This is a genomic window from Desulfitobacterium nosdiversum (assembly GCF_049860565.1).
GTDB classification, from domain to species: Bacteria; Bacillota; Desulfitobacteriia; order Desulfitobacteriales; family Desulfitobacteriaceae; genus Desulfitobacterium_A; species Desulfitobacterium_A nosdiversum.
The window spans coordinates 2,290,521-2,312,032 of the sequence record NZ_CP172056.1 but is presented as its reverse complement, the minus strand read 5'-3'; the positions used below and the strand labels follow the sequence as shown (position 1 = coordinate 2,312,032).

Annotated in this window: 21 protein-coding genes, 1 tRNA gene, 3 pseudogenes and 1 riboswitch; of the genes and pseudogenes, 9 read left to right on the top strand and 16 right to left on the bottom strand. The window is 38.3% G+C overall.

The window, feature by feature from the left end; translation table 11 throughout:
* Nucleotides 1-36 precede the first annotated feature (36 nt).
* The 3 genes from ACHOLT_RS11180 to ACHOLT_RS11170 are packed head-to-tail and all read left to right on the top strand — an operon-like array spanning nt 37 to nt 1,762.
* Nucleotides 37-447, top strand: coding sequence for a DUF2000 domain-containing protein (locus tag ACHOLT_RS11180; RefSeq protein WP_425800625.1), 411 nt, complete (start codon nt 37-39; stop codon nt 445-447).
* 44 nt (nt 448-491) lie between these two features.
* Nucleotides 492-1,460, top strand: coding sequence for an APC family permease (locus tag ACHOLT_RS11175; protein WP_425800623.1), 969 nt, complete (start codon nt 492-494; stop codon nt 1,458-1,460).
* A complete protein-coding gene (locus tag ACHOLT_RS11170) occupies nt 1,349-1,762 on the top strand; it encodes an amino acid permease C-terminal domain-containing protein (protein ID WP_425800621.1) in 414 nt (137 codons plus the stop codon). The genes ACHOLT_RS11175 and ACHOLT_RS11170 overlap by 112 nt, the downstream gene beginning before the upstream one ends.
* A 284-nt stretch (nt 1,763-2,046) precedes the next feature.
* On the opposite strand, the gene ACHOLT_RS11165 is transcribed toward ACHOLT_RS11170, so the two are convergent.
* The 4 genes from ACHOLT_RS11165 to ACHOLT_RS11150 all read right to left on the bottom strand — a co-directional run bounded on the left by ACHOLT_RS11165 (nt 2,047) and on the right by ACHOLT_RS11150 (nt 5,064).
* The gene (locus tag ACHOLT_RS11165; protein ID WP_425800619.1) at nt 2,047-2,901 is read right to left on the bottom strand and encodes a GGDEF domain-containing protein; all 855 of its coding nucleotides are present in this window, start codon (nt 2,899-2,901) and stop codon (nt 2,047-2,049) included.
* A gap of 8 nt (nt 2,902-2,909) precedes the next feature.
* Nucleotides 2,910-3,257: a hypothetical protein gene (locus tag ACHOLT_RS11160; RefSeq protein WP_425800617.1), complete on the bottom strand. Its 348-nt coding sequence runs from the start codon at nt 3,255-3,257 to the stop codon at nt 2,910-2,912.
* Between the two features lie 297 nt (nt 3,258-3,554).
* Complete coding sequence (locus tag ACHOLT_RS11155; protein ID WP_425800615.1) at nt 3,555-4,391, bottom strand: L-2-amino-thiazoline-4-carboxylic acid hydrolase; 837 nt, start codon at nt 4,389-4,391, stop codon at nt 3,555-3,557.
* Nucleotides 4,381-5,064: a TetR/AcrR family transcriptional regulator gene (locus ACHOLT_RS11150; RefSeq protein ID WP_425800613.1), complete on the bottom strand. Its 684-nt coding sequence runs from the start codon at nt 5,062-5,064 to the stop codon at nt 4,381-4,383. Before ACHOLT_RS11150 ends, ACHOLT_RS11155 begins: the two co-directional genes overlap by 11 nt.
* Nucleotides 5,065-5,107: 43 nt before the next feature.
* Here ACHOLT_RS11150 and ACHOLT_RS11145 point away from each other — a divergent pair.
* Nucleotides 5,108-5,215 (top strand): annotated as a pseudogene (locus ACHOLT_RS11145) (DUF255 domain-containing protein); the annotation flags it as partial.
* A 270-nt stretch (nt 5,216-5,485) separates the two neighbouring features.
* Here the strand turns inward: ACHOLT_RS11145 and ACHOLT_RS11140 are convergent.
* On the bottom strand, nt 5,486-6,625 hold the full coding sequence (locus ACHOLT_RS11140; protein WP_425800611.1) for an acyl-CoA dehydrogenase: 1,140 nt from the start codon (nt 6,623-6,625) through the stop codon (nt 5,486-5,488).
* A gap of 162 nt (nt 6,626-6,787) precedes the next feature.
* Between ACHOLT_RS11140 and ACHOLT_RS11135 the strand changes: the two genes are divergently transcribed.
* Nucleotides 6,788-7,096: an ArsR/SmtB family transcription factor gene (locus ACHOLT_RS11135; protein ID WP_425800609.1), complete on the top strand. Its 309-nt coding sequence runs from the start codon at nt 6,788-6,790 to the stop codon at nt 7,094-7,096.
* A gap of 429 nt (nt 7,097-7,525) precedes the next feature.
* Here ACHOLT_RS11135 and ACHOLT_RS11130 read toward each other — a convergent pair whose 3' ends face one another.
* Together ACHOLT_RS11130 and ACHOLT_RS11125 are read right to left on the bottom strand one after the other, a co-directional pair.
* On the bottom strand, nt 7,526-8,014 hold the full coding sequence (locus ACHOLT_RS11130; protein WP_425800607.1) for a pyridoxamine 5'-phosphate oxidase family protein: 489 nt from the start codon (nt 8,012-8,014) through the stop codon (nt 7,526-7,528).
* Nucleotides 8,015-8,112: 98 nt separating this feature from the next.
* A riboswitch (guanidine-I (ykkC/yxkD leader) is annotated at nt 8,113-8,208 on the bottom strand.
* A gap of 197 nt (nt 8,209-8,405) precedes the next feature.
* Nucleotides 8,406-9,002, bottom strand: coding sequence for a class I SAM-dependent methyltransferase (locus ACHOLT_RS11125; RefSeq protein WP_425800605.1), 597 nt, complete (start codon nt 9,000-9,002; stop codon nt 8,406-8,408).
* A 168-nt stretch (nt 9,003-9,170) separates the two neighbouring features.
* Between ACHOLT_RS11125 and ACHOLT_RS11120 the strand changes: the two genes are divergently transcribed.
* Both ACHOLT_RS11120 and ACHOLT_RS11115 read left to right on the top strand, forming a co-directional pair.
* Nucleotides 9,171-9,740 carry a TetR/AcrR family transcriptional regulator gene (locus tag ACHOLT_RS11120; protein WP_425800603.1) on the top strand — a complete coding sequence of 190 codons (570 nt, stop codon included), beginning with the start codon at nt 9,171-9,173 and terminating at the stop codon, nt 9,738-9,740.
* A 120-nt stretch (nt 9,741-9,860) separates the two neighbouring features.
* Nucleotides 9,861-10,040, top strand: a pseudogene (locus tag ACHOLT_RS11115) (DUF255 domain-containing protein); the annotation flags it as partial.
* Between the two features lie 664 nt (nt 10,041-10,704).
* Here the strand turns inward: ACHOLT_RS11115 and ACHOLT_RS11110 are convergent.
* The 3 genes from ACHOLT_RS11110 to ACHOLT_RS11100 form a co-directional block, all read right to left on the bottom strand.
* Nucleotides 10,705-11,031 (bottom strand): deoxycytidylate deaminase, encoded by a 327-nt coding sequence (locus tag ACHOLT_RS11110; protein WP_425800602.1) that lies wholly within the window; start codon nt 11,029-11,031, stop codon nt 10,705-10,707.
* Nucleotides 10,958-11,122, bottom strand: a complete 165-nt coding sequence (locus ACHOLT_RS11105; protein ID WP_425800600.1) for a hypothetical protein — start codon at nt 11,120-11,122, stop codon at nt 10,958-10,960. Before ACHOLT_RS11105 ends, ACHOLT_RS11110 begins: the two co-directional genes overlap by 74 nt.
* Nucleotides 11,123-11,417: 295 nt before the next feature.
* The gene (locus tag ACHOLT_RS11100) at nt 11,418-11,609 is read right to left on the bottom strand and encodes a hypothetical protein (RefSeq protein ID WP_425800598.1); all 192 of its coding nucleotides are present in this window, start codon (nt 11,607-11,609) and stop codon (nt 11,418-11,420) included.
* A gap of 735 nt (nt 11,610-12,344) precedes the next feature.
* Between ACHOLT_RS11100 and ACHOLT_RS11095 the strand changes: the two are divergent.
* Nucleotides 12,345-14,485 (top strand): annotated as a pseudogene (locus ACHOLT_RS11095) (thioredoxin domain-containing protein).
* A gap of 491 nt (nt 14,486-14,976) precedes the next feature.
* Here the strand turns inward: ACHOLT_RS11095 and ACHOLT_RS11090 are convergent.
* From ACHOLT_RS11090 to ACHOLT_RS11075, 4 genes are all read right to left on the bottom strand, one after another.
* Nucleotides 14,977-16,044, bottom strand: coding sequence for an HD-GYP domain-containing protein (locus ACHOLT_RS11090; RefSeq protein ID WP_425800596.1), 1,068 nt, complete (start codon nt 16,042-16,044; stop codon nt 14,977-14,979).
* 255 nt (nt 16,045-16,299) lie between these two features.
* Nucleotides 16,300-16,767, bottom strand: a complete 468-nt coding sequence (locus tag ACHOLT_RS11085; protein ID WP_425800594.1) for a GNAT family N-acetyltransferase — start codon at nt 16,765-16,767, stop codon at nt 16,300-16,302.
* A gap of 253 nt (nt 16,768-17,020) precedes the next feature.
* Nucleotides 17,021-17,365, bottom strand: a complete 345-nt coding sequence (locus ACHOLT_RS11080) for a hypothetical protein (protein ID WP_425800592.1) — start codon at nt 17,363-17,365, stop codon at nt 17,021-17,023.
* A 145-nt stretch (nt 17,366-17,510) separates the two neighbouring features.
* A tRNA-Leu gene (locus ACHOLT_RS11075) sits at nt 17,511-17,597 on the bottom strand.
* Nucleotides 17,598-17,726: 129 nt separating this feature from the next.
* Between ACHOLT_RS11075 and aspD the strand changes: the two genes are divergently transcribed.
* Entirely contained in the window at nt 17,727-19,361 is a 1,635-nt protein-coding gene (gene aspD / locus ACHOLT_RS11070; protein WP_425800590.1) for an aspartate 4-decarboxylase, read from the top strand.
* On the opposite strand, the gene larC is transcribed toward aspD, so the two are convergent.
* Complete coding sequence (larC, locus tag ACHOLT_RS11065; RefSeq protein WP_425800588.1) at nt 19,347-20,744, bottom strand: nickel pincer cofactor biosynthesis protein LarC; 1,398 nt, start codon at nt 20,742-20,744, stop codon at nt 19,347-19,349. The genes aspD and larC overlap by 15 nt on opposite strands.
* A 1-nt stretch (nt 20,745) precedes the next feature.
* Nucleotides 20,746-21,501: a nickel pincer cofactor biosynthesis protein LarB gene (larB, locus tag ACHOLT_RS11060; protein WP_425808018.1), complete on the bottom strand. Its 756-nt coding sequence runs from the start codon at nt 21,499-21,501 to the stop codon at nt 20,746-20,748.
* Nucleotides 21,502-21,512: the final 11 nt, after the last annotated feature.

Sequence of the window (21,512 nt, the reverse complement as noted above, 5' to 3'; positions counted from 1 at the left end):
AAGAAATGCTAAGTACACAATCAGGAGGAAACATTTATGGAAAACAAATGTGTGATGGTCATTGATTGCGAATTACCAACAGGACTAATCGCCAATACAGCGGCAGTCTTAGCCTTAACTTTAGGAAAAAAGATTGAGGGAATTATCGGTCCCGATGTCATCGACGGAGGAGGTCAACTCCATAAAGGGATTACTACTACCCCCATCCCCATACTAAAAAGTTCTGGATCAACCATAAAAGACCTTCGAGATACCATAAGTACCAATTATCCTGACTTACTTCTGGTCGATTTTTCGAATGCCGCCCAAACCACAAAAAACTACAAAGACTATACCGAAAAAATCGCTTCTTTTACAAACACTGATTTAGCGTATCTTGGTATTGCTATTTATGGAGACAAAAAAAGCGTTAATAAATTAACAGGAAGCCTTCCCCTCTTACGATAAAGTAAACTCTCATTTATGCAAAATCTTACGAAAGAGGATGGGTTATGAAGTTAGATAGAACCTTAGGTTGGAAAGAAGCGACGTCTCTAGGAATCGGGGCGATGATTGGAGCCGGTATTTTTGTCCTCAGCGGGGTTGCCGCAGGAAAAGCAGGACCCGCCGTGATAATTGCTTTTATCTTAGCCGCTCTATTAGCCATACTATTGGGATTATGTTATGCAGAATTAGCGTCAAGATATCCCAGAGCGGGAGGTTCTTATGAATATATATGTGAAACGATGGGCTCCTTAATCGGAACAATAATTGGCTGGGCTTACTTCGGAGCCTGGTTGGCAGCCAGTAGTTTTGTCTCTCAAGGATTTGGTCATTACTTGAACGTTCTTACGGGAGCTCCCCCAGTACTCAGTGCCGTGCTACTGCTCCTCGGTTTAGGTATTCTTAATATCTTAGGCATTCGGTTCAGTGGTAAGCTTCAAGTCGGTATTGTCTGCACGGTGATCGTTGTGCTCATTGGCTTTTTTATCATAGGGATAAAGCATGTGAACTATGCCTACTATCAGCCGTTTTCTCCAAACGGATTTTCCGGTATATTACAAGCGACTTTAGTAGGATTTCTATCAATTGTCGGATGGGACGCTATCGTTGCTTCTGGAGAGGAAATACGTGATCCTCGGAAAACGATCCCTTTTGCTATCATTTCATCTATTACGATCGTCTTGCTTCTTTATTTAGGACTTCTATTTGTATCGATCGGCGTCGTGCCCTGGCAGGAGTTAGGGACCTCAGATGTTCCTGTAGCTTTAGCCAGTCAAAAATTTTTGGGAGACCTCGGTCCAACATTTATTAGTTTGATCATTGTAATGGCTTTACCCGCTACCTGTAACGCCTTCATTATTACCATATGGGACGAAATGGACTGTTACCTAAGGCAATGGCATTTGTCCATCCCCGCTTCAAAACACCGATTTGGGCGATTACGCTTGGTGTCGGAATTCAAATCGCTTTTACATTAGTGAGCTCGATAAACATCGCTGTAACAGCTACAGGATTTTTATACTTGTTAACCTTCATCTTTACGATGATTGCCTTTTTCCTCTCAAGAAAAAGAATTACTCAGAAAGACCAGGAGAACCAATTCTTAGTTCCATTTTATCCCGTTATCCCTCTCTTGGCTTTGCTCATCAGCGTAAGCTTACTAATACCCGTAGGAAAAACAGGATTATTAACTGGACTAATTTGGTTATTGATTGGATTGGGAATCTATTTACTGAGAAAAAGATCTATAATTAAAACGGTTAATATCACCATGAAATAATAGTTATTTTTTAGCACATAATACTAATATGCAAAAAAAATTTGCCGTCTTTAATTAAAAGGAGAGTGTTTTACTGTGACAATATACGACTGGTATAAAAGAATTAGACAAGAATTAAAAGATAATAAAAAGATTAATAAAATAGCTAAAAAATTTATAAAGTAAATATATAACAAAAAACAGAGGCAATTTGTGTTTAACATAATTACCTCTGTTTTTAGGCTATCTTCTTATGTAATACTCGAAACTACACCTTATTATAGAACTCGTTACAACAATTGAACTTAAGCAATTTCATTTAAATCCTGAAAATCAGCTATGGAAAGTATTGTATTACCTTTTTTGGCTTTTGTCGAATGCAAGCTGGCAATATTCATTAGATTTTCGATAGTATCCCATGGATCGGTAATACGTTCGTGCTTCCGTCGTCCCCCAATTACTCCTGCAGAAATACTAACCTCGATACCGTTGGAAAAACTGTGCCTATCTACTGTTTCAGCCAGTTTGTAGGCTAAGGAAACTCCTTCATCTAAGTATACTGGTAATAAAACAACAAACTCATCCCCGCCAAATCGGCATAGAAAAGCTTCAGGAGGAATATTTTCTTTTAGAATCTTACTCACTTCAACTAAGATAGTATCCCCTGTTATATGTCCATATGTTTTATCAATTATACCAAAGTTATTTAAGTCCATAAAAACGATACAAATTTCTTGTCCTTTTTCTAACAATCGGGCACCCTGATAATATATATAATCACTTTTATAAAGTCCTGTTAACAAATCGGTGTGAGGCCCTAATTCAATATCAAGCATGTTGCGGGATAATATGCCGCATATCTGTTCTCTTTCCCGAACTACTAAAACATCTAATCCTGTTTTATCAAAAATATCTTGTACTTGCCAAAGGGGCATTTCTAAAGGAACTGTCACCAGTTCCCGATTCATAGCATCAGCAATGATTCTGTTGGGGTGTGCTTTCAATAAATCCTTAACTGTAATTACTCCAACCAAATTTCCATTATCTAGAACCGGACAAGCGCTAATTCCGGTTTCTAAAATAAGAGATCTCGTCTTGGATACACCTTCTAATACATCGACCGAAAAAAATTCCTTACTATAAATATCTGAAACGCGCATAATTTGTATCATAGATCAATAGATTTGCTGACATGCAAAATTATATTTAGCTGTACTTTAATGATCATACTTGCATCAACAATCCTTTCTCCCTCCTCCAAAATATGTTCACTTAATTTGTCTTCCGGTATCATATTTAAAATCGCATTACGTATTACGATAGCTTCAATTACAGGGTGATCTACCTTAATGATTTTATACTGGTCCGGGCTAAGAGCATCAACCATTCTTTTGGCTGCTTCCGGGCCGATGGGGGCCTTTCGGCCCACGATCAAAACATCCTGCATTGGTGGCATTTCAAATTCTGATAGGCTCATATGAATTTCTGCTTTGGTTGACTTTTCCATACTTCCCATGAAAAACCTCCACTTTTCATGTAATTAACTGCACCAAAGCTAAACTATCAAAATAATCCGTTTTTAGAGTTTACCTTTGTCGCAACCAACATTTCTTCATTAATCCTTAGTTTATGATAAATATCTCTAAACTATTATAGATCTTTAGCTAGAACTTGGCAATAAAATGTAAAATCGATTCGAAATTAAGAAAATTTAAGATAATTATCGGGACAAATTTGGTAAAAAGATAGTGAAAAGTTAGTTTCTACAAGGTTTTGGTTCGTTTTGTCAAATCATTATTGTAATAAACATTATTTAATCCGACTTCCTATTCTCTACTCTCTTATATCGAAAATCGCAATACTCTCCGCCTTCAGCCAATGTGCTTGTACGGACTAATCCTTCATCCATGGCATCACTATATATAAAATCCAATTCACATAAATAGGGAGTAAGCTCCTCGGCATTCTGCTCATGAAAGAATTTAACTATCCCACATTCCTGATGATTAAAGCCATAATCAAAATCCTTACCATTACCTTTTATAAAATCAGTCACCCATGCCCCTGAATATTGTCTTATCTGAGACACTTCGGCCTCTTTTCTTACCTTTTCAATATATGTATTTGTGAAAAATTTCCTTCCATTAAATCTCATTAACCATTTAGGGTATTTAGACATTTCGTCTTTTATAGCGTTAACTACTATCTCACCAACTTCATCTGCTGATTTTCCATGCCTGCTTTCCACTTTATATAATGCCAGTACCATTGCAGCTCGCTCAATATCTTCTGTCATAGAATTTGCGTCACCACCTATATAGGGTATCTGTGGAATCAACCTTACAAATTCTTCTTTAGTCTCCTTTGCTATACTAAAAATTTCTTCTTCTGAGTTTGATTTCCTTAGTTCATTCTTAAATATCTTCTGATAATTATTCAATGTATCCAACAGTTGGCTCTCTTTGGATTTATAATAAGTGATGTTTACTCTTCCCTTATTACTACATCCGTTACAACCTGAACACCCTCCTCCAAAGCAGCCGCTGTTTTTATTCGTTGATTTACCATATATATTTAGAATAGCTAATATAGTTACAGAAGCTAATACAATTAATGATGTTATAGCAATAAATGCTCTTTTATATCTCATCGTAATGCTCCTTGATTGCTTTCGCATCCATAATTCTATCAGGAGTCTCCTTAAGCATTTCACTTAGAAAGTTAAAACTTCCCTCTTCAACACCTAACGCCTTTTCAATAATTTCTTCTGATGCCTTAATTCTTTTTATGTATTGCTCCCTACTCAAATGAAAGATACCTAAATCAGAAATAAAATGAACTCCGGCAATAACAATTTCACAAACTTCTAACGGATATTCCGTTTTAAACGTTCCCTCTAAAACGCCCTGTTTTACAACTTGGCTAAATATTGGAGCTATCTTTTCTACCATACTCACCATAATTCTCTGGTGCATATCAACATTCTTGATATTGTGAAGATGATTATTAAAGTCGTTTCTACTAGTACTTACTCTAAACTCTTCCCGCAACATATATTTTAGCTTTTGTGTAGCATTCAAGTCAGGATTGCTCACTACTTGAACCATACCATCTACTATTTCATTAATATTCTGCTCGACCAAAGTATCAAGCACCTGGTCTTTAGTCTCAAAATAGTAATAGAATACCCCCTTGGCTGCACCAACAGTTTTCATAATGTCATTAATTGAGGTTTCTTGAAACCCTTTAATATTAAAAAGCTTCTGTGCAACACGTAGTATTTCTTGTTTGCGCTCTATCGATTTATTTGTTTTACCAGTCATAGCGTCTCCTTTTTTTGACCATTGGTCAAATTTATTGTAGTATATTTTTGACCAATGGTCAATTCCTGTAAACTGGCTTCCGTGGAGCAGTGAAGCTTTTGATAAAGCTAAGCAAGAAGATAAACCAATATTCTTATCTATTGGGTATTCCTAGTGTTGATTATAGTTAAGGCTACTTGTCATTGGTGGCACTCTTATTACTGTAAACAAATTGGAAGAAAACGGGTCTAGCTTTGTAATCGCTAAACCCGTTTTTTATATACATGACCATACATGAATTTGGATAATTTTAGAATTTGATATTAAAATTTTCCCTATAATATCTTGGTATTTGCTTTGATTTTCTCTTGTTTTATAGAATTTGCATAGAATATCTTATTTATCGTGTTGAACATTTCGAATAGTCAACAGAACCCTAAAATTAACGAAGAAGGCTTCCTGCAATGACCATCCGTTGAACTTCGGACGTTCCTTCATAGATTTCGGTAATTTTAGCATCACGCACTGCTCTCTCAACCGGATAGTGCTCTGTAAAACCATAGCCGCCATGAACTTGCACTGCTCTATTTGCAACAAAGTTTGCCGTTTCCGCGGCATATACTTTCGCCATAGCTGCTTCTTTGCTGTATGGAAGGCCATTGTCCTTATTCCAGGCTGCACGGTATACCAAAAAGCGAGAAGCCTCAATGCGAGTTGCCATATCGGCAATCATCCATTGAATTGCTTGTTGGCTGGCAATCGGTTTGCCGAATTGGACACGTTCTTTGGCATATTTCACGGCGGCATCTAAAGCACCTTGAGCGATTCCGAGGGCTTGGGCAGCAATTCCCATCCGTCCACCGTCCAAAGTTTGCATAGCAATCTTAAAGCCTTGTCCGGGTTCACCGAGGATTGCATCCTCAGGTATCCGACAATCGTTGAAGTAAAGGGGTGTGGTGCAAGATGCTTTGATTCCCATTTTGTGTTCGGGTTCACCGAAAGTGAAACCGGGTGTACCTTTTTCAACGATGAAAGCACCCATACCTTTGGTTCCTTTGCTAGGATCCGTCAATGCGATAATGACATAGGAATCTGCTTTGCTTCCATTGGTGATGAACTGTTTCGAACCATTAATAACCCACTCATCTCCATCCAAAACTGCAGTAGTTTTAGCCGAAGCAGCATCCGTACCGGCACTAGGCTCTGTTAAAGCAAAAGCACCAAGCCATTCCCCACTGGCCAGTTTTTTAACATACTTTTCTTGTTGTACTTGATTGCCAAACTGATAAATCGGCCATGTTCCCAATGAGGTGTGGACGGAAACGATGGCTGCCGTACTGGCACAAGCACGTGCAAGCTCTTCGATCGTGATGAGATAGCTCACATAATCTGCTCCGGCACCACCGACTTCTTCCGGATAAGGTACACCCATTAAATTCAGCTCTGCCAATTTGGGAAGTAATTCTTCCGGAAAACGGTGACTGCGGTCGATTTCCGCCGCAATCGGTGCGACTGCCGTTTGTGCAAACTCCCGAACGGTGTTTTGGATTAAGCTTTGGATTTCAGTTAATTCAAATTTCACACTGATCTCTCCTCAAATTTTTATTATGTTGGAAACCTAGAAGCGCTTTGACAACTTCCTATCATTCCAATGTTCTAATGTTCTATTATAATGGAACAATAGAATTATAGCATGCAGTGTGATATAATTGCAATATATTATTTAATACGGCGGTGAACAGATTTGAAACAACCATTTCATCCAAATATCAATGATATTAATTTGACATCGGTTCTTTACGCGCTTAGTGATCCCACTCGTTTAGATATCGTTACTAAATTAGCTAAAAATAAGGAACTGTCTTGTAATTCACTCGCACTCACAATTCCAAAATCGACGCTATCTCATCATATAAAAGTACTGCGTGAATCGGGTCTAACTAACGTTCGTATCGAAGGAACTCAACATTTTTATTCGCTTCGCAATGCTGACCTAGATGTTCGCTTCCCTGGATTACTAGAATCTGTATTAGCTGCTGTAATTCATTCTTAAATAAGTTATTTTTCCTTGCACAGCCAGACTGAAAAATGCCGGTCGAAGTTAGCCAAACTCCAACCGGCATTTCATTTATCAAAAAACTCTCATACCAACCAATGTCTTCAAAACAAACACGATTTCATTGTCCCTTTCCTCAGGATGATGAAGCTTGTTACGAGCAGTACAAGCATTCCTTGCAAATCACTCTTCCCACCATAAGTGTGTTATGGGTACTCCGGTTCGATATAGCATGATGCTTTTTTGCATATTCGCTTCTGCTTTTTATTTCCAATTGGACGCACTCCCAGATTTCCGGCTCTATAATATAGGGGTGAGTTTCGGAAAGGTAGTAACGGGGAGGCTGCCCTTTGTTGATCTTTGACTTTTTGGAAAGTGGAGCCTATGATTTGAATTGGAATAGCATTTAATCTCGTACCAGGTTTATCACTCTTTATTTTTGACAATTTCTATGGCTGCCTTGCCAGTCATATGCTCAATCTTGACCTCCACCAGACAGACTCTCTCCCAGTCTTTCTTGATTTCCTTCTGCCCTTCCTGAATATAGTCCGGAGAATACTTTTCGACAAGGCTTTCAAGTGCGACTCTCCTATCACTGTCTTCCGTCAGAATCCTGGCTCTGCCAAAGGCGACGACACTACGGAAATGAGTCGTGAAGGTTTCCTGGATGACCTCATCCTTATCAATGACGCAGAAGGACACCTTGTCATTCCGCATGATTGCATCGATCTTGTGGCCCTCCTTCGCGCAGTGGAAATAAAGTATACCGTCTGCATAAGTGTAGCTAATCGGAACGGTGTACGGATAGCCGTCATCACCTGTTACAGCCAGCACCCCTGATGAGTGAACCTTCATAATCTCTCTTGTCTCTTCTTCAGACAATAATTGTTTTTTCCTTCTCATTTCTCTAAACATTAACACACCTCATTTTGATTCTTATTGATTTTAATATTGCACAGCAACAATCTCGGGAGTAAGTTAAAATAAAAAGCCAAAAGAAATATTATAATAATATCTCCCTGGCTTTTATCCTTCCGTGTACACAGTGCTCTGTGCGTTTTCTCTCGGACCAGCCAGTTATAAACTGCGGAACCCTAGAAAACTATATAAATGTTAGCATAATACATCATTTTAATCAACGCGTATTAGTTTTCGGCTGTACTTCGCAGGTATACCGGAAGTACGGGAGTCACCATCTAGAGGCATTCGATAAAGCACCTGTCATTGGTGCCATGTAAGCTATTAACTGCAGTTACAATTTCATTATAATACAAATTTAAACATTGCATTCAATTCCTCATTCTAACTATGTCTGCTTCAAACGAATTATTTGAACTAAACCTTCTTTAACACATCCATCTGCTTGAATTCCTACCTTTTCAAATTCGGAGGATATTTCATTCGGAGTAAAGAAGTGTCCTACTATGTTCAAATGATACATAATAGTATTGGCAATTTTCCTAATTATTTCAGGAAGTCTCAATTCCACAATATAAATCTGTCCGCCATCTTTAATTACACGAACTACCTCATTAATAAACTCCTTTCGGTTTTCAAAATGGTGAAACGCCATACAAACTGTAATAATATCAAACGACTGATTAGAAAACGGTATCTTATCACATTTTGCCTGTCTTATATCCATTTGAGGACACTTTTCTTTTGCAACATTAATCATTCTATCATCAATATCCATTCCATATCCCAAGATATTAAATCTATTATACATTTGCTTAAGTAATTCTCCTGTACCGCATGCTACATCTAATACCTTTGAATTTGATGGAATATTTATATTTTGTATAAACAGCCAATAGAATTTTCTCAAGAACTTTCCTTCAAATCCGCTATCATACTTATCAGCACGATTGCCAAACCTCACTTCCCTTTTTATTATATGCATAATTTCCACTCCTTTTAACTTACCCTATTTTTTAATACAATTTATTTATTATTGAACACTTTGTTTGTTATATGGTAATTTATCTGATAATCTAAAACAAGAAACAAATATTATAAAACATTCGTTATTGAACATTTGCACGCAAATGTTCAGAAAGAGATTTAATGCATGGACCGAAGAACCGAAAAAACAAAAGATGCCATTTACAATGCATTTAGTTCACTATTGTTGAAAAAAAGATATTCCAAAATTACAATACAAGAAATAATAGATTATGCTAATATAGGTCGGAGTACTTTTTATTCTCATTTTGAAACTAAAGATGAACTTCTGAAAGCTATGTGTACCGATATTATTGAAAATATACATTCCAGTAATTTATCCTTGGATAATGCAACTCCTTGTTCTATCATAGTGCCTATCTTATATCACATAAAAGGAAACCAAAAGATTATAAGAGGTGTATTTTCAAGCAATAGCAGTGAACTCCTTACTACCTATTTCAAAAGATACTTAAATAGCCGAATTGAACAATATTTCCTTTTTTCATACAACGAAACACAAACAGGTATTCCAAAAAATTTTCTTATCAATCATATCTCAGGTAGTTTCATTGAAATGATAAAATGGTGGAGTGATAATAATATGGAAGAATCCCCAGAAGAACTCTCAGGTTATTTTATTTCAGTAATATCTCCTATCATTAATTTATCTTATAAACAAATCCATAATGCTTAAATGTGTGAGAAATTTCCTATTGCGCTTCTTTTCTCGCATACAAGTAATAATATCAGACTGTATTTGGGTATCATATTCTTTATAAAATGCAAATACTCTTATTAAACAGGAGATTAATAAATGACCGAACATAAATATAGCAATAAATTACTACATGAAAAATCGCCCTACCTTCTTCAGCACGCCCACAACCCTGTAAACTGGTACCCCTGGGGGCAAGAGGCATTCGATAAAGCACAATCTGAAAATAAGCCGATATTCTTAAGCATCGGTTATTCGACCTGCCATTGGTGCCACGTGAGTTTGTTGCACCGAATTGGTAGAAAACGGGTCTAGCTTTGTAAGCGCTAGACCCGTTTATTGTTTAAAATGCATAATCCCTATACAAATCTAGACAATAATTTTATAATGATAGTCTGAACGTGCCCTCTCTGGGCATAATGTCGTAAAGTGTCTCGGTGGAAAACACAGTGAGACTGAGTAATGTCGGTCTTGGATACTCTTGTCGGTTGACTCAGATTTTGTCTAGTTAGACCCACATGCCACTGAGGCGGCACCATCGGAAGGATGAAAATAGAGTTTATTTTCAGGATAGAAATGAGAAGAATTGACCGTGACTTTGTTGATCAGCGCATGCCAAAATGTTTCATCGAATTCTGTCAGAACGGAATCCTACCGTAACACGTGGTAAGAAAGCCCCCAATTTATTCCCGCTTTTCCTGAGAGTTTACCGCCTTTTATTATATCAGGTTCACTTAGAACCCCGGAAATTCGTCTCGTGGATACATTTATATCCTCCAAGCTGAGTATTCCGACTTACTCGAACACCTCATCAGATAACATTACTCAAAGCCACCCGGGCGCATCCTTAGAGTGATTTATTTTTAGCGATGAAACGGTTGGATAAACCTAGAGTTCTTTTACTCCATGAATCCTATTTATTTAACAGAACCACTCTTTTCACTTATCTCTCTGCTGTTAAGTGAATTATCTCGACCCAAGGTGCAAGTGAAAACCAATCAAAATCAAAATGATAATCCCGTCCATAAACAACCTTTTTTATCCCGGATGAAATGATTAACTTGGAGCATTCAGCACACGGACGATCAGTAACATATATTGTTGCGCCATTTCTTTCGTCAGGACTACATTCTAATAACGCATTTACCTCTGCATGTATTGTTCGAACACAATGATCATCTATAATTAGGCATCCCTCATCTGTACAATGCGGAAGTTGGATCGTCACTTCCATTATAACCAGTACCCTTAATTCTTCTATCTTTAACAACTACCGCTCCTACACTACGTCTCTGGCAGGTACTTCTACTTGCAACTTGATAAGCAATATCTAGAAAATAAGAATCCCTTTCTTTACGCATTACTTTACCCCTTCCCCCAAAAAACTTTGCTATCAACCTAATGGTTTCGGATAACGATTCCGCGAATTTCCAACACGTCTTAACCGCTTTCATCTTGTCAAAGTTTTGGGAATACGTTGTTTTCCTGCTGTAGCTCTCCAAACAATTTAGTATTCTATTTATCAATAAATCAACTCAGAAACTAAAATATATTATCTAATCTAAAATATTTCTCAATTTTGTTTCTATTTTTCTATAAAAACTTTTCACTGTCCAGTAATATAGCCATATTGCCGTTTATCAGAATCCAGACTATTTAGATACTTTTTGTTCTTTTTTCTATCCGATTAATGATAATGTACTGAAGACCAAGTTCTACAGGAACTAATAGAACGTGATATGAAAATCGTAAAGCCACAAACATATAGAGTGCGCTAAATGGAACGCTCAACAATATGCTTCCCCACATGTTCTTGCTGAAAAGGTAAATAGCCGTAGCTACTACCATGCCAAAGACCAATGCTTCCAAAAATTGAGGATGAAACTCATAACTTATAAAGTAATGAAAAAAGCCAAAGATTGTCATAGGATACATAGTTACACCCCTTTAAATTATTATAACTCCTTATGTATATAAATTTCCAACTTAACGTTTTTCACAATATGCCTGCAATGTCAAATCACCATTATTTGCTCCAGTATGACGAAAATCTCTCGCCTAAAAGTTGAACAAAGGGATTAGCCGACTCTATTACAAGTTGTGTCCTACCGTTCATCATTGCAGACCACTTCACTCCCCTCAATATTTTTACATGAAATTCAAAACCATCCACACCCCATTTTTATAAACTTTAATAACCAGAAATCAGAATCTTTTCAAGGCCAAACAAACTGTACCAAATTTCCGCAATTCCAATTTTACCATTTTGAATATATTCACATATTTATTTTCCATATAACCAATTATATACCAAAATGTATAATCAAATATAAATTAATGGCTAAGCCTATGTTAAATCTATGTCTAAAATTGTATTGTAAAGCGACAACGAATTGTGAGCTAATTTCATTTAGTTTATCCCACCCTATACTCTTCACTGGTTCCGTTAGCTGAGCAGAAAAATAAACATGAACCGTCTCTGGCTTGATGGACACAAGAACTGTAATTTCTTTTATTACAAAATAAATTACTGATAATTTGGGTATTCTTTACTCAATATAAAGTTTAAAGGAGTGTCTTACTATGTATGAAAAGAACCGTAAACCTAATTCCTTAATTCATGAAAAGTCTCCCTATCTCTTACAACATGCTTATAACCCTGTTAACTGGATGGCCTGGAGTCCAGAAGCATTTCAAAAAGCCCATAAGGAGAATAAGCCTGTCTTTCTGTCTATAGGGTATTCCTAGTTGTTTGGCAAATTATAGAAAGTCGGTTCAAGAAATCCACCTGTCATTGGTGCCACGTCATGGAACGCGAATCCTTCGAGGATTTAGAAGTAGCCGAACTGCTTAACCAGCACTATATAGCGATTAAAGTCGATCGTGAAGAACGACCGGATATTGATCATCTCTATATGGGATTCTGCCAAGCTCTCACAGGGGCAGGGGGCTGGCCCTTAACCATCTTAATGACTCCCGAAAAGCAGCCTTTTCTCGCCGGAACTTATTTTCCCAAGCATAACCGCTATGGCAGAGCCGGGCTGCTGACCCTTCTCAGCCAGAACGCCGAAATTTGGGAAGAAAATGAAGATATTCTACGCCTTAACGCTGAAGAAATTGTTGATTTGGTTACTTCTCAACAAAAAACACCCGCTCTTAGACTTGTCTCCCAAAATGGAAAAAATCCTTCCTCTGCTTTCCATTCCTGGGCTGGGAAATCGATTGAAACTGCTTATCAAATTTTAGAAAAGAATTTTGATGCACGCAACGGCGGCTTTGGGCAAGCTCCTAAGTTTCCTTCTCCTCACAACCTGACCTTCCTCCTTCGTTACGCAAAAGATCATCCAGAAAGCGAAGCTGAAGTTATGGTTGGAAAAACCCTTAAACGTATGGGACAAGGCGGAATCTATGACCATATCGGCTTTGGATTTGCACGCTATTCCACCGATTCTTATTGGCTTGTTCCCCATTTTGAAAAGATGCTCTACGATAACGCCATGCTTTCTATCGCCTATTTAGAAAGCTACCAATTTCTCAAAGAGCCAATGTTTGCACAAAAAGCAGAGGAAATTTTTACTTATATCCTTCGCGATATGACTTCACCCGAGGGAGGGTTTTATTCAGCCGAAGATGCAGATTCCGAGGGGGTAGAAGGTAAATTCTATGTCTGGACTCCGGAACAAATTCGTGATGTTCTCGGGGCAGAAGATGCGGCTCTATTTTGCGAAGTTTTCAATATTACTCCCCAAGGAAACTTCGAAGGTAAGGCTATTCCCCATTTGCTGCCTTCAGATCTTAACGAACTGGCTGAAAAATACCACTTAAGTCCTGAGTCGTTAAAAAAACGATTGGAAAATAGTCGTCAAAAGCTCTGGGAGGTTCGAGAAAAACGAATCCATCCCCATAAAGATGATAAAATCTTAACCTCCTGGAACGGATTAATGATCGCTGCCCTAGCCAAAGGCGGACAGATCCTAGGAAACAAAACATATGTAAAAGCCGCCGAACAGGCTGTTCATTTTATTCAAGACAGTCTTTTTCGCCAAGAACGTCTCTTCGCCCGTTTTAGGGAAGGAAACGCGGCATACCTCGGTTATCTTGATGACTATGCCTTTTATATCTGGGGACTTCTTGAACTTTATGCTGCTACGGGAAAAACAGACTATCTCCAAATGGCCTTAACACTTCAAGCTCAGCAGGAAACCTTATTTAAAGATGAAGAAAACGGGGGATATTTCTTAACTGGATCAGATGCCGAAGAACTTCTGATTCGTCCAAAAGAAATTTACGACGGAGCAATTCCTTCGGGTAACTCAATTTCAGCCCTCAATCTACTCCGACTTGCTCGGCTTACTGGTGATGGAGATTGGGAACTGCGTGCCGAAGAACAGCTTGACTCCTTTCGTTCGACACTTTCATCCTATCCAGCCGGCTATACCGCTTTTCTCCAAGCTTTGCAATTTGCACTCCAGCCTAGCACAGAAATTCTTTTGGTAGGTCCTCCGAATCATTCAAGTCTAGGTTCACTGAAAGAAACGGTATTTAATGAATTTCTTCCTTACTCTACCCTACTCTATCACGATGGAAAATTAGATTCACTCCTGCCCTGGGTTAAAGATTATCCGTTCGACTCCAATAAAATATCTGTCTACCTATGCAAAGACTTTTCCTGTCAAACTCCTGTCGACTCTTCAGATGCGCTTACAAATCTTTTAAAATCCTAGTTAAACATAACACCATTTCCTAACTGATAACAATAAAACCGCCTGAAATCTCATTTCAGGCGGTTTCTCATGGTCTATTTTATACAGCTCCGGTTCCATTCGATAACATATTGTATTGTGCATTAGGCTTTCTTGGTATATGGCGGATAACTTTAAAAATTTGATAAAATGAGGCTGTAATGATTATTCCACACACCATTAAAAATATCCCGATCATAATAGCAGCAATCCATGCCAACATCTTACTCACCTCTGTTTTATTAAATTACTAATTGTCAGAATAGATTTTACACTTGATATTGTGATCACTATCACACCTTTATTATAATCTATAGACAAGCTTATAATCAAGTGAAAGTATTATTTTTCTTAATAATAAAAATTAAATTTTTAAATGAAACTACAATTTAAGGGACCTTATAAGTTAAAACTTTACAGTCCCTTTTAAAATACATTATTAAATTAGATAAAACATTTAAATTGTTAAAAACTTATCTATTATTAACAGCTACAATCAGCATTGATGGATTTTCCGCTAAATTATAATCAATAGGGACTTTTAATTTGTTGTTCTCCTCATAAGTTACTCGTACATAAGGGCGGGTTGGAAATTGAACATTTTGACGTATCACATTTCCTCGCATCCCATTACTTAATGTTACTCCAGAACCGGACGGATAAACAGCAACATTCCTAGCAAATACATCAAGTACTCCAGGTTCAAAATGTGTTCCTCTATGGGCAATCACATATTCATAAGCTTCATGCGGTTTCATAGCATCTCTGTATACTCTTTTACTCGTTAAAGCTTCATAAACATCAGCAACTGCGGTAACCCGACCATATTCATGAATCTGGGTTCCTTTTAGCCCACGCGGATAGCCAGTTCCATCCCACTTTTCTTGATGTTGAAATGCAATATGGGCCGAAAGCAAGCTGAAATCATGGTTTTGTTTTAAAAGCTCAAATCCATATACCGTATGTTTTTTAATTTCTTCAAATTCGAGGCCCGTTAAAGGGCCTTTCTTATTTAATATTTCTTGGGGTACTTTAATTTTGCCAATATCATGCATGATTACACCCATACCGAGCTCCAACAGCCGTTTATTGCTCCATCCCATGGCTACCCCAATCAATAGAGCGATTACCGTTGTGTTTACGCTATGATGATAAGTATAATTATCGTAACTTCGTATTTCTGTAATATTACTGAGTATATCACGGCTGGATAAAAGGTCCTCTATCATTTTTTGAATGACAGACTGAAGCTCCTCCGCACCAGCATGGCAATCTTTGCCCTCTTCTAAGAATCGACTCACCTTTTGCAGAGCAGCACAAGCTACTTCACGTGTTTTCAAAGAAACACCTGTATAAATTTCCACGTCTTCAAATAGTTCGTCTTCAATAAATAAAACTTCAAGCCCTAAGTCAATAAGACGATTGATAAAACATGTACTTAAAGTTATCCCAGCTTGTAATAAAATATTTCCAGACGGACTGAGGATAGGACGTGCTAAAACCTCTCCCTCGTGCACATAATTGATGTTAACCAGCCGCATTTTTTTCTGTAACCAAGCCTTTCATTTGGAAATAAATCTATATCAATTCCATCTCGACTTTCTTTATAACTTATAATTTTCGCGAAATTATTTCAAAATTCCTTTTAAAATTTTACTTTGCGGCAATGTTTTCCCTTAGGTCCTATTTTTCGTCATAGGACTAAAGTCCAGTGTTGTTTGCGAATAACGCATAAACACTGGACTTTTTTTGTTTTTTATATTAACACTTTTTTAGAAAAAGAATTAAAATTGTATTTATTTTTCGATAGATTTAAGTCTCTTTGCCAAAAGAACAGTTCCTTTTTGATTTATTGGACATTGAGATATATACCCTAAATTATGGAACCTGGGAAATATCTGTGCTACTTCCTCTCTCCCTGAAAACAGAATGTTAATTTCCTCCCCTGACCACATCAAAGCGGCCTTCTCTGCAAATTGAAGCATTTGGCCGCCAATACCTTGATGTCTATATTGAGGTTTAACGCCCAACACCTCTATTCTGACAACCGCATTATTTTGGGAAAGCACTAATACAGAAATTAATTCTTCACTGCCGCCTCGATAATAAAAGATCCTTTTATTCCGATAAACCTCTTTCCAATATGTTAGTTCCCTTTCTTCTATTTTAGCTGTGGGCCGCTTTGAAAAATCCGCCCAGTTTTCTTTTAAAAATTCCACTACATCCTTAAGTTTACCAGCAGTTACCTCATAAATCTGACTCATTACGCCACGCCTTTCTTATGCTGTATTTTTAAGAAAGTAAAAATTAAAGAGCTCTTGCCGAAGAAAATATCCTACATGCTAAACATAAAATAACTTTAAGAATTTCATTTCGCTTTTTACGCTAAAAATCCTTTTTTCAATTAAAACATTCAAAATATTAATTTTAATCCCAAATTTTTCTAGAAGTCAGATGCTAATTTCAAAATTAAAAATAACCGCACCATATAGATACAGTTATTTTTGTTTTTCAAATTTAAATATAATATTCTTTGGGTCTTGCCTCTTTTAGGACAGATTTTAGTTTAATATATTTTTTATGTTCCTGCCTGCATGCTTCCAATAAAGCTTGATCGTTTTCGATTTTCTTTTGTTCTTCTTCTAATTCTTTATTAAATAAATTCTTTAGCTCTGTCTTTTTATAGAAAGAAATTTTAAATTCGCTTTTGGTGATTTCCGAATTAAGTCTTTCTTCTTCTTGCGCAATCTCGGTTAGTTCTTTGTTTACAATTTTTAGCCAGTCATTTAAGAAATTGTCATTCACATTAAGCACCTTCCCTTCGTCTATATTTCTTCTGCAAAATAGAGAATATTCCTTCATGGTTTATTCTAACCTCATATGCATCTATATGCAAAATTATAATAGTGCGAGAAGTTTTCACAAAAAAACCGAAGGCTAACAACCCTCGGTTTTTGTAATCTATTTGTGTATGCGTTTAAAAACATGTGTATATTCAATTTAAAAGTGGTGCGGTCGAGAGGACTTGAACCTCCACCCCCTTGCGAGGACTAGGACCTGAACCTAGCGCGTCTGCCAGTTCCGCCACGACCGCGAACTTTCTATATTATAAGAAAGTTATGTTACTTTGTCAACTCATTAAATAATTTTTCAATTTGCATTTATGATCCTTAATTTTAATGCAAATACTAAATTATATTTAAAAAGAATGGGAGCAAATAGTATGAATTCATCAAACGTTATTCGCCGTGAGATTGAGCGAGTCTATGGACATATCAGTCCCTTTGAGTTAAAAGATCAACTCATCAGCCTCGCATCAGATCAACGTAAAAAGAGTACCCATACTTTACTTGATGCAGGAAGAGGAAATCCAAACTGGACTGCTGCAACCCCACGAGAAGCCTTTTTTACCTTCGGCTTATTCGCGGTCGAGGAAACCCGCAGGATCTGGGATCGCGGTGACTTAGCCGGTATGCCTCAGCATGACGGTATAGCTGAACGTTTTCAGACTTATGTTAAAAATCATCCAGAGGCTCCAGGTATCCGTCTCCTCAAAAATATTATTGATTATGGAATTTACACGAAGGAGTTTAATCCAGATGATTGGGTATTTGAACTTGCTGACGGAATCATTGGTGATAATTATCCTGTTCCCGACCGTATGCTCACGCATATTGAGCAAGTAGTTCACGATTATCTTGTTCAGGAACTTTATGGGCAGGATCCAAAGACAGCAAACTATGATATATTTGCCGTCGAAGGCGCAACGGCTGCTATGTGCTATATCTTTGACTCCTTGATTGCTAACAATTTACTAGGTCTAGAAGACACGATTGCCGTTATGGTCCCTGTTTTTACCCCTTATCTCGAAATACCCCTCTTACCTCGTTATAACTTTAAGCTGGTCCAGATTAATGCCTCGGAAAAGACTCAGGACGGAACACATACTTGGCAATACCCCGCATTTGAAATTGAGAAGCTCAAAGATCCTTCCATTAAAGCGCTGTTCATTGTTAATCCCAGCAATCCTCCTTCCGTTGCCTTAAGACCTGAAGCCATTGAACAGATCCATTCTATTGTGGAGAAAAACAAACCCAATCTCATGATTATTACGGATGATGTTTATGGTACTTTTGTCGATAATTTTCGTTCAATAGCAAGCGAGCTTCCTTTTAATACCCTCGGCGTTTACTCTTTTTCTAAATACTTTGGAGTCACCGGCTGGCGGCTCGGAGTGATAACCTTACACCATGAAAATGTCTATGATTGCTTACTTAAAGCCCTGCCTAATGACCTTAAAAACGAGCTAAAAAAACGCTATGAGGCCCTTTCAACCCATCCCGAAGAAATCCGTTTTATCAATCGGATTGTAGCCGACAGCCGTCAGGTTGCCTTAAATCACACAGCAGGCTTATCAACACCCCAGCAAGTCCAAATGGCTTTCTTTTCCCTCTTTGCTTTAATTGATACACAAAACAACTATAAAGAATTGACCCAGGAAATTTGCCGGCACCGTCAAAAGCTATTATTTGATAGTCTTGGACTCGATCTCCATGAAGATCCTCTGGATGCTGCTTATTATACGGAATTCGATCTTCTTGAATGGGCCTATCATTTTTACGGTCAACCCTTTGCCCAATACCTTAAGGATAATTATAAGCCAGTCGATATCTTAATTCGGCTGGCAGAGGAGTCTGCAATTGTTCTCTTAAACGGAAGCGGCTTCCAGGGCCCCGAATGGTCCATTCGTATATCCCTTGCAAACTTAGCGAATGCGGATTATTCAAAAATCGGTACAGCTTTGCACCATGTTTTAGAAACCTATGTAAATGAATGGAAAGAATCAACGAAGACTTGACGCTTGCTTTTTGATTTCCTCATAGATCTCCTTTAAAGGGAGATTTTCTTTTTCTGCAATACGGCGGCAATCTTCATATTCTGGAGATATGGTTGTAAATTCGCCACCGGCACGGACGATTTTCGCTTTCGCCTTGCCCCACGGAGTATCGACAAGGATCACTTCATACGGAAGCATATATTTCGTCACGGGATACACTCTAACGCCAATTGTTGTCGTCTCTTTTAAAATAAGGGTTGTGAACTTCTCCAACTGTGAGGGGTGAATCTGTACAGATAATGTAACTGCAGGGCGATTTTTTTTCATCTGAATTGGCTGAAGAAAAACATCCATAGCCCCTTCTTTAAAAAACTTTTGAATTAAGTAATCGTAAAACTCTGGATTCATATCATCGATGTTGGCTTCAAGCATTAGGGCTTCTCCAGCTTGAATCGTTTGCTCCTGTAAAAAGCGAGCTTCTCCTTTTGGGGGAATTTCAGAGTTTTGACCTGTCCAGAGTTCTTGAAGCTCGCTATACTTATGTTTATGTTCATGATCGTGTCCATGGACATGCTTATATTCACGCCCGTGCTTATGCTCATGCATATGTTTCTGCTGATCGCTTTCGTGATTCTCGAGGATTTCTTGAGGATAACCGCTATTGGGATTGATTTTGGGAATATCCATCGTACTCTTCTCACCAATCATTATCCTTAAAAGATTGGGAATGGTTAGATCGCGCTCACCTGCTCCATAGCCAATATGATCAACTTTCATTACCGGCATATCACCAAAGTCGCTGCAGTATGTGGAAAGAATAGCCGCCCCAGTCGGTGTAACCAGCTCAAAAGGAATATTTTGCGTGTAAACCGGGATCCCTTGAAGCAGTTCTATTGTTGCCGGCGCCGGTATTGGAATCGTCCCATGAGCAGCCTTTGTAAACCCTTGGCCCGTATGAACTGCTGATGCATAAACTTTTTCAATTCCCAGCTTGTATAAACCGATGACTGCCCCAACGATATCAACAATGGCATCTACGGCACCAACCTCATGAAAATGAACCTCTTGAGGTGATGTTCCATGAACTCTGGCCTCGGCCTCGGCCAGCTTTCCAAAAACTGCAAGCGCTTTATCCTTTATTTCTTCCGCTAACTCACTCTCTTGTATAATTTGGGTTATATCATTTAAATGACGGTGAACATGTCCTTCTTGAGCCAAAACATGAATTTTGGTACCCGACATCCCTTGTTTAACCACTTTTTCTTGCTTGATCTCGTAGTCCTTAAGATGAAGTTTCGCGAGTTCTGCCTTTAATTCTTCAAAATTAAGCCCGGCATCAACTAGAGCTCCAAGGGTCATATCACCGCTGATTCCAGCGAAACAATCAAAATAAGCAATTCTCATCTTAGTTCTCTCCTAACCGATTTATCAACCCTGCCTGATAGCCTGCACCGAAACCATTATCAATATTAACAACACTTACACCGCTGGCACAACTATTCAACATCGCTAATAGGGCTGCCAATCCTCCGAAGCTGGCACCATACCCGACACTCGTCGGAACCGCAATCACAGGCTTATCTACGAGGCCTCCGACAACACTGGCTAAGGCCCCTTCCATACCCGCGACAACGACAATAACACGAGCCTGACTTAATTTATCCGTTTGGCTGAGCAGACGATGAATTCCGGCAACCCCAGTATCATAAACCCGCTCAACGTGATTTCCCATCATTTCCGCGGTAAGGGCTGCCTCTTCTGCTACAGGCAAATCAGAAGTGCCTGCACTTAAAACAAGGATATTTCCACGATCCTCTTGTTTGCCTCGTTTAATCATGATGAGATGCGCTAAAGCGTTATATTCTGCATCGGGAATGCGTTCCCGTACAGCCTGATAAACCTCAGAATCTGCCCGAGTTCCTAAGATATTGCCTCCTCCCCGCTCGGCAAGTTTTTCTGCAATCGCTACAATTTGTTCCGTCGTCTTTCCTGCACAATAAATAACCTCCGAAAAACCCTGGCGGATATTCCGATGATAGTCAACCTTAGCAAAGCCCAGATCTTCAAAAGGAAGTACTTTTAAGCGTTCTATCCCTTCCTCAACACTAACGTCCCGTTGTTTAATTCCTTGCAGCAAGAGTCGCAATGTGTCTTCATTCATTCCCATAATCT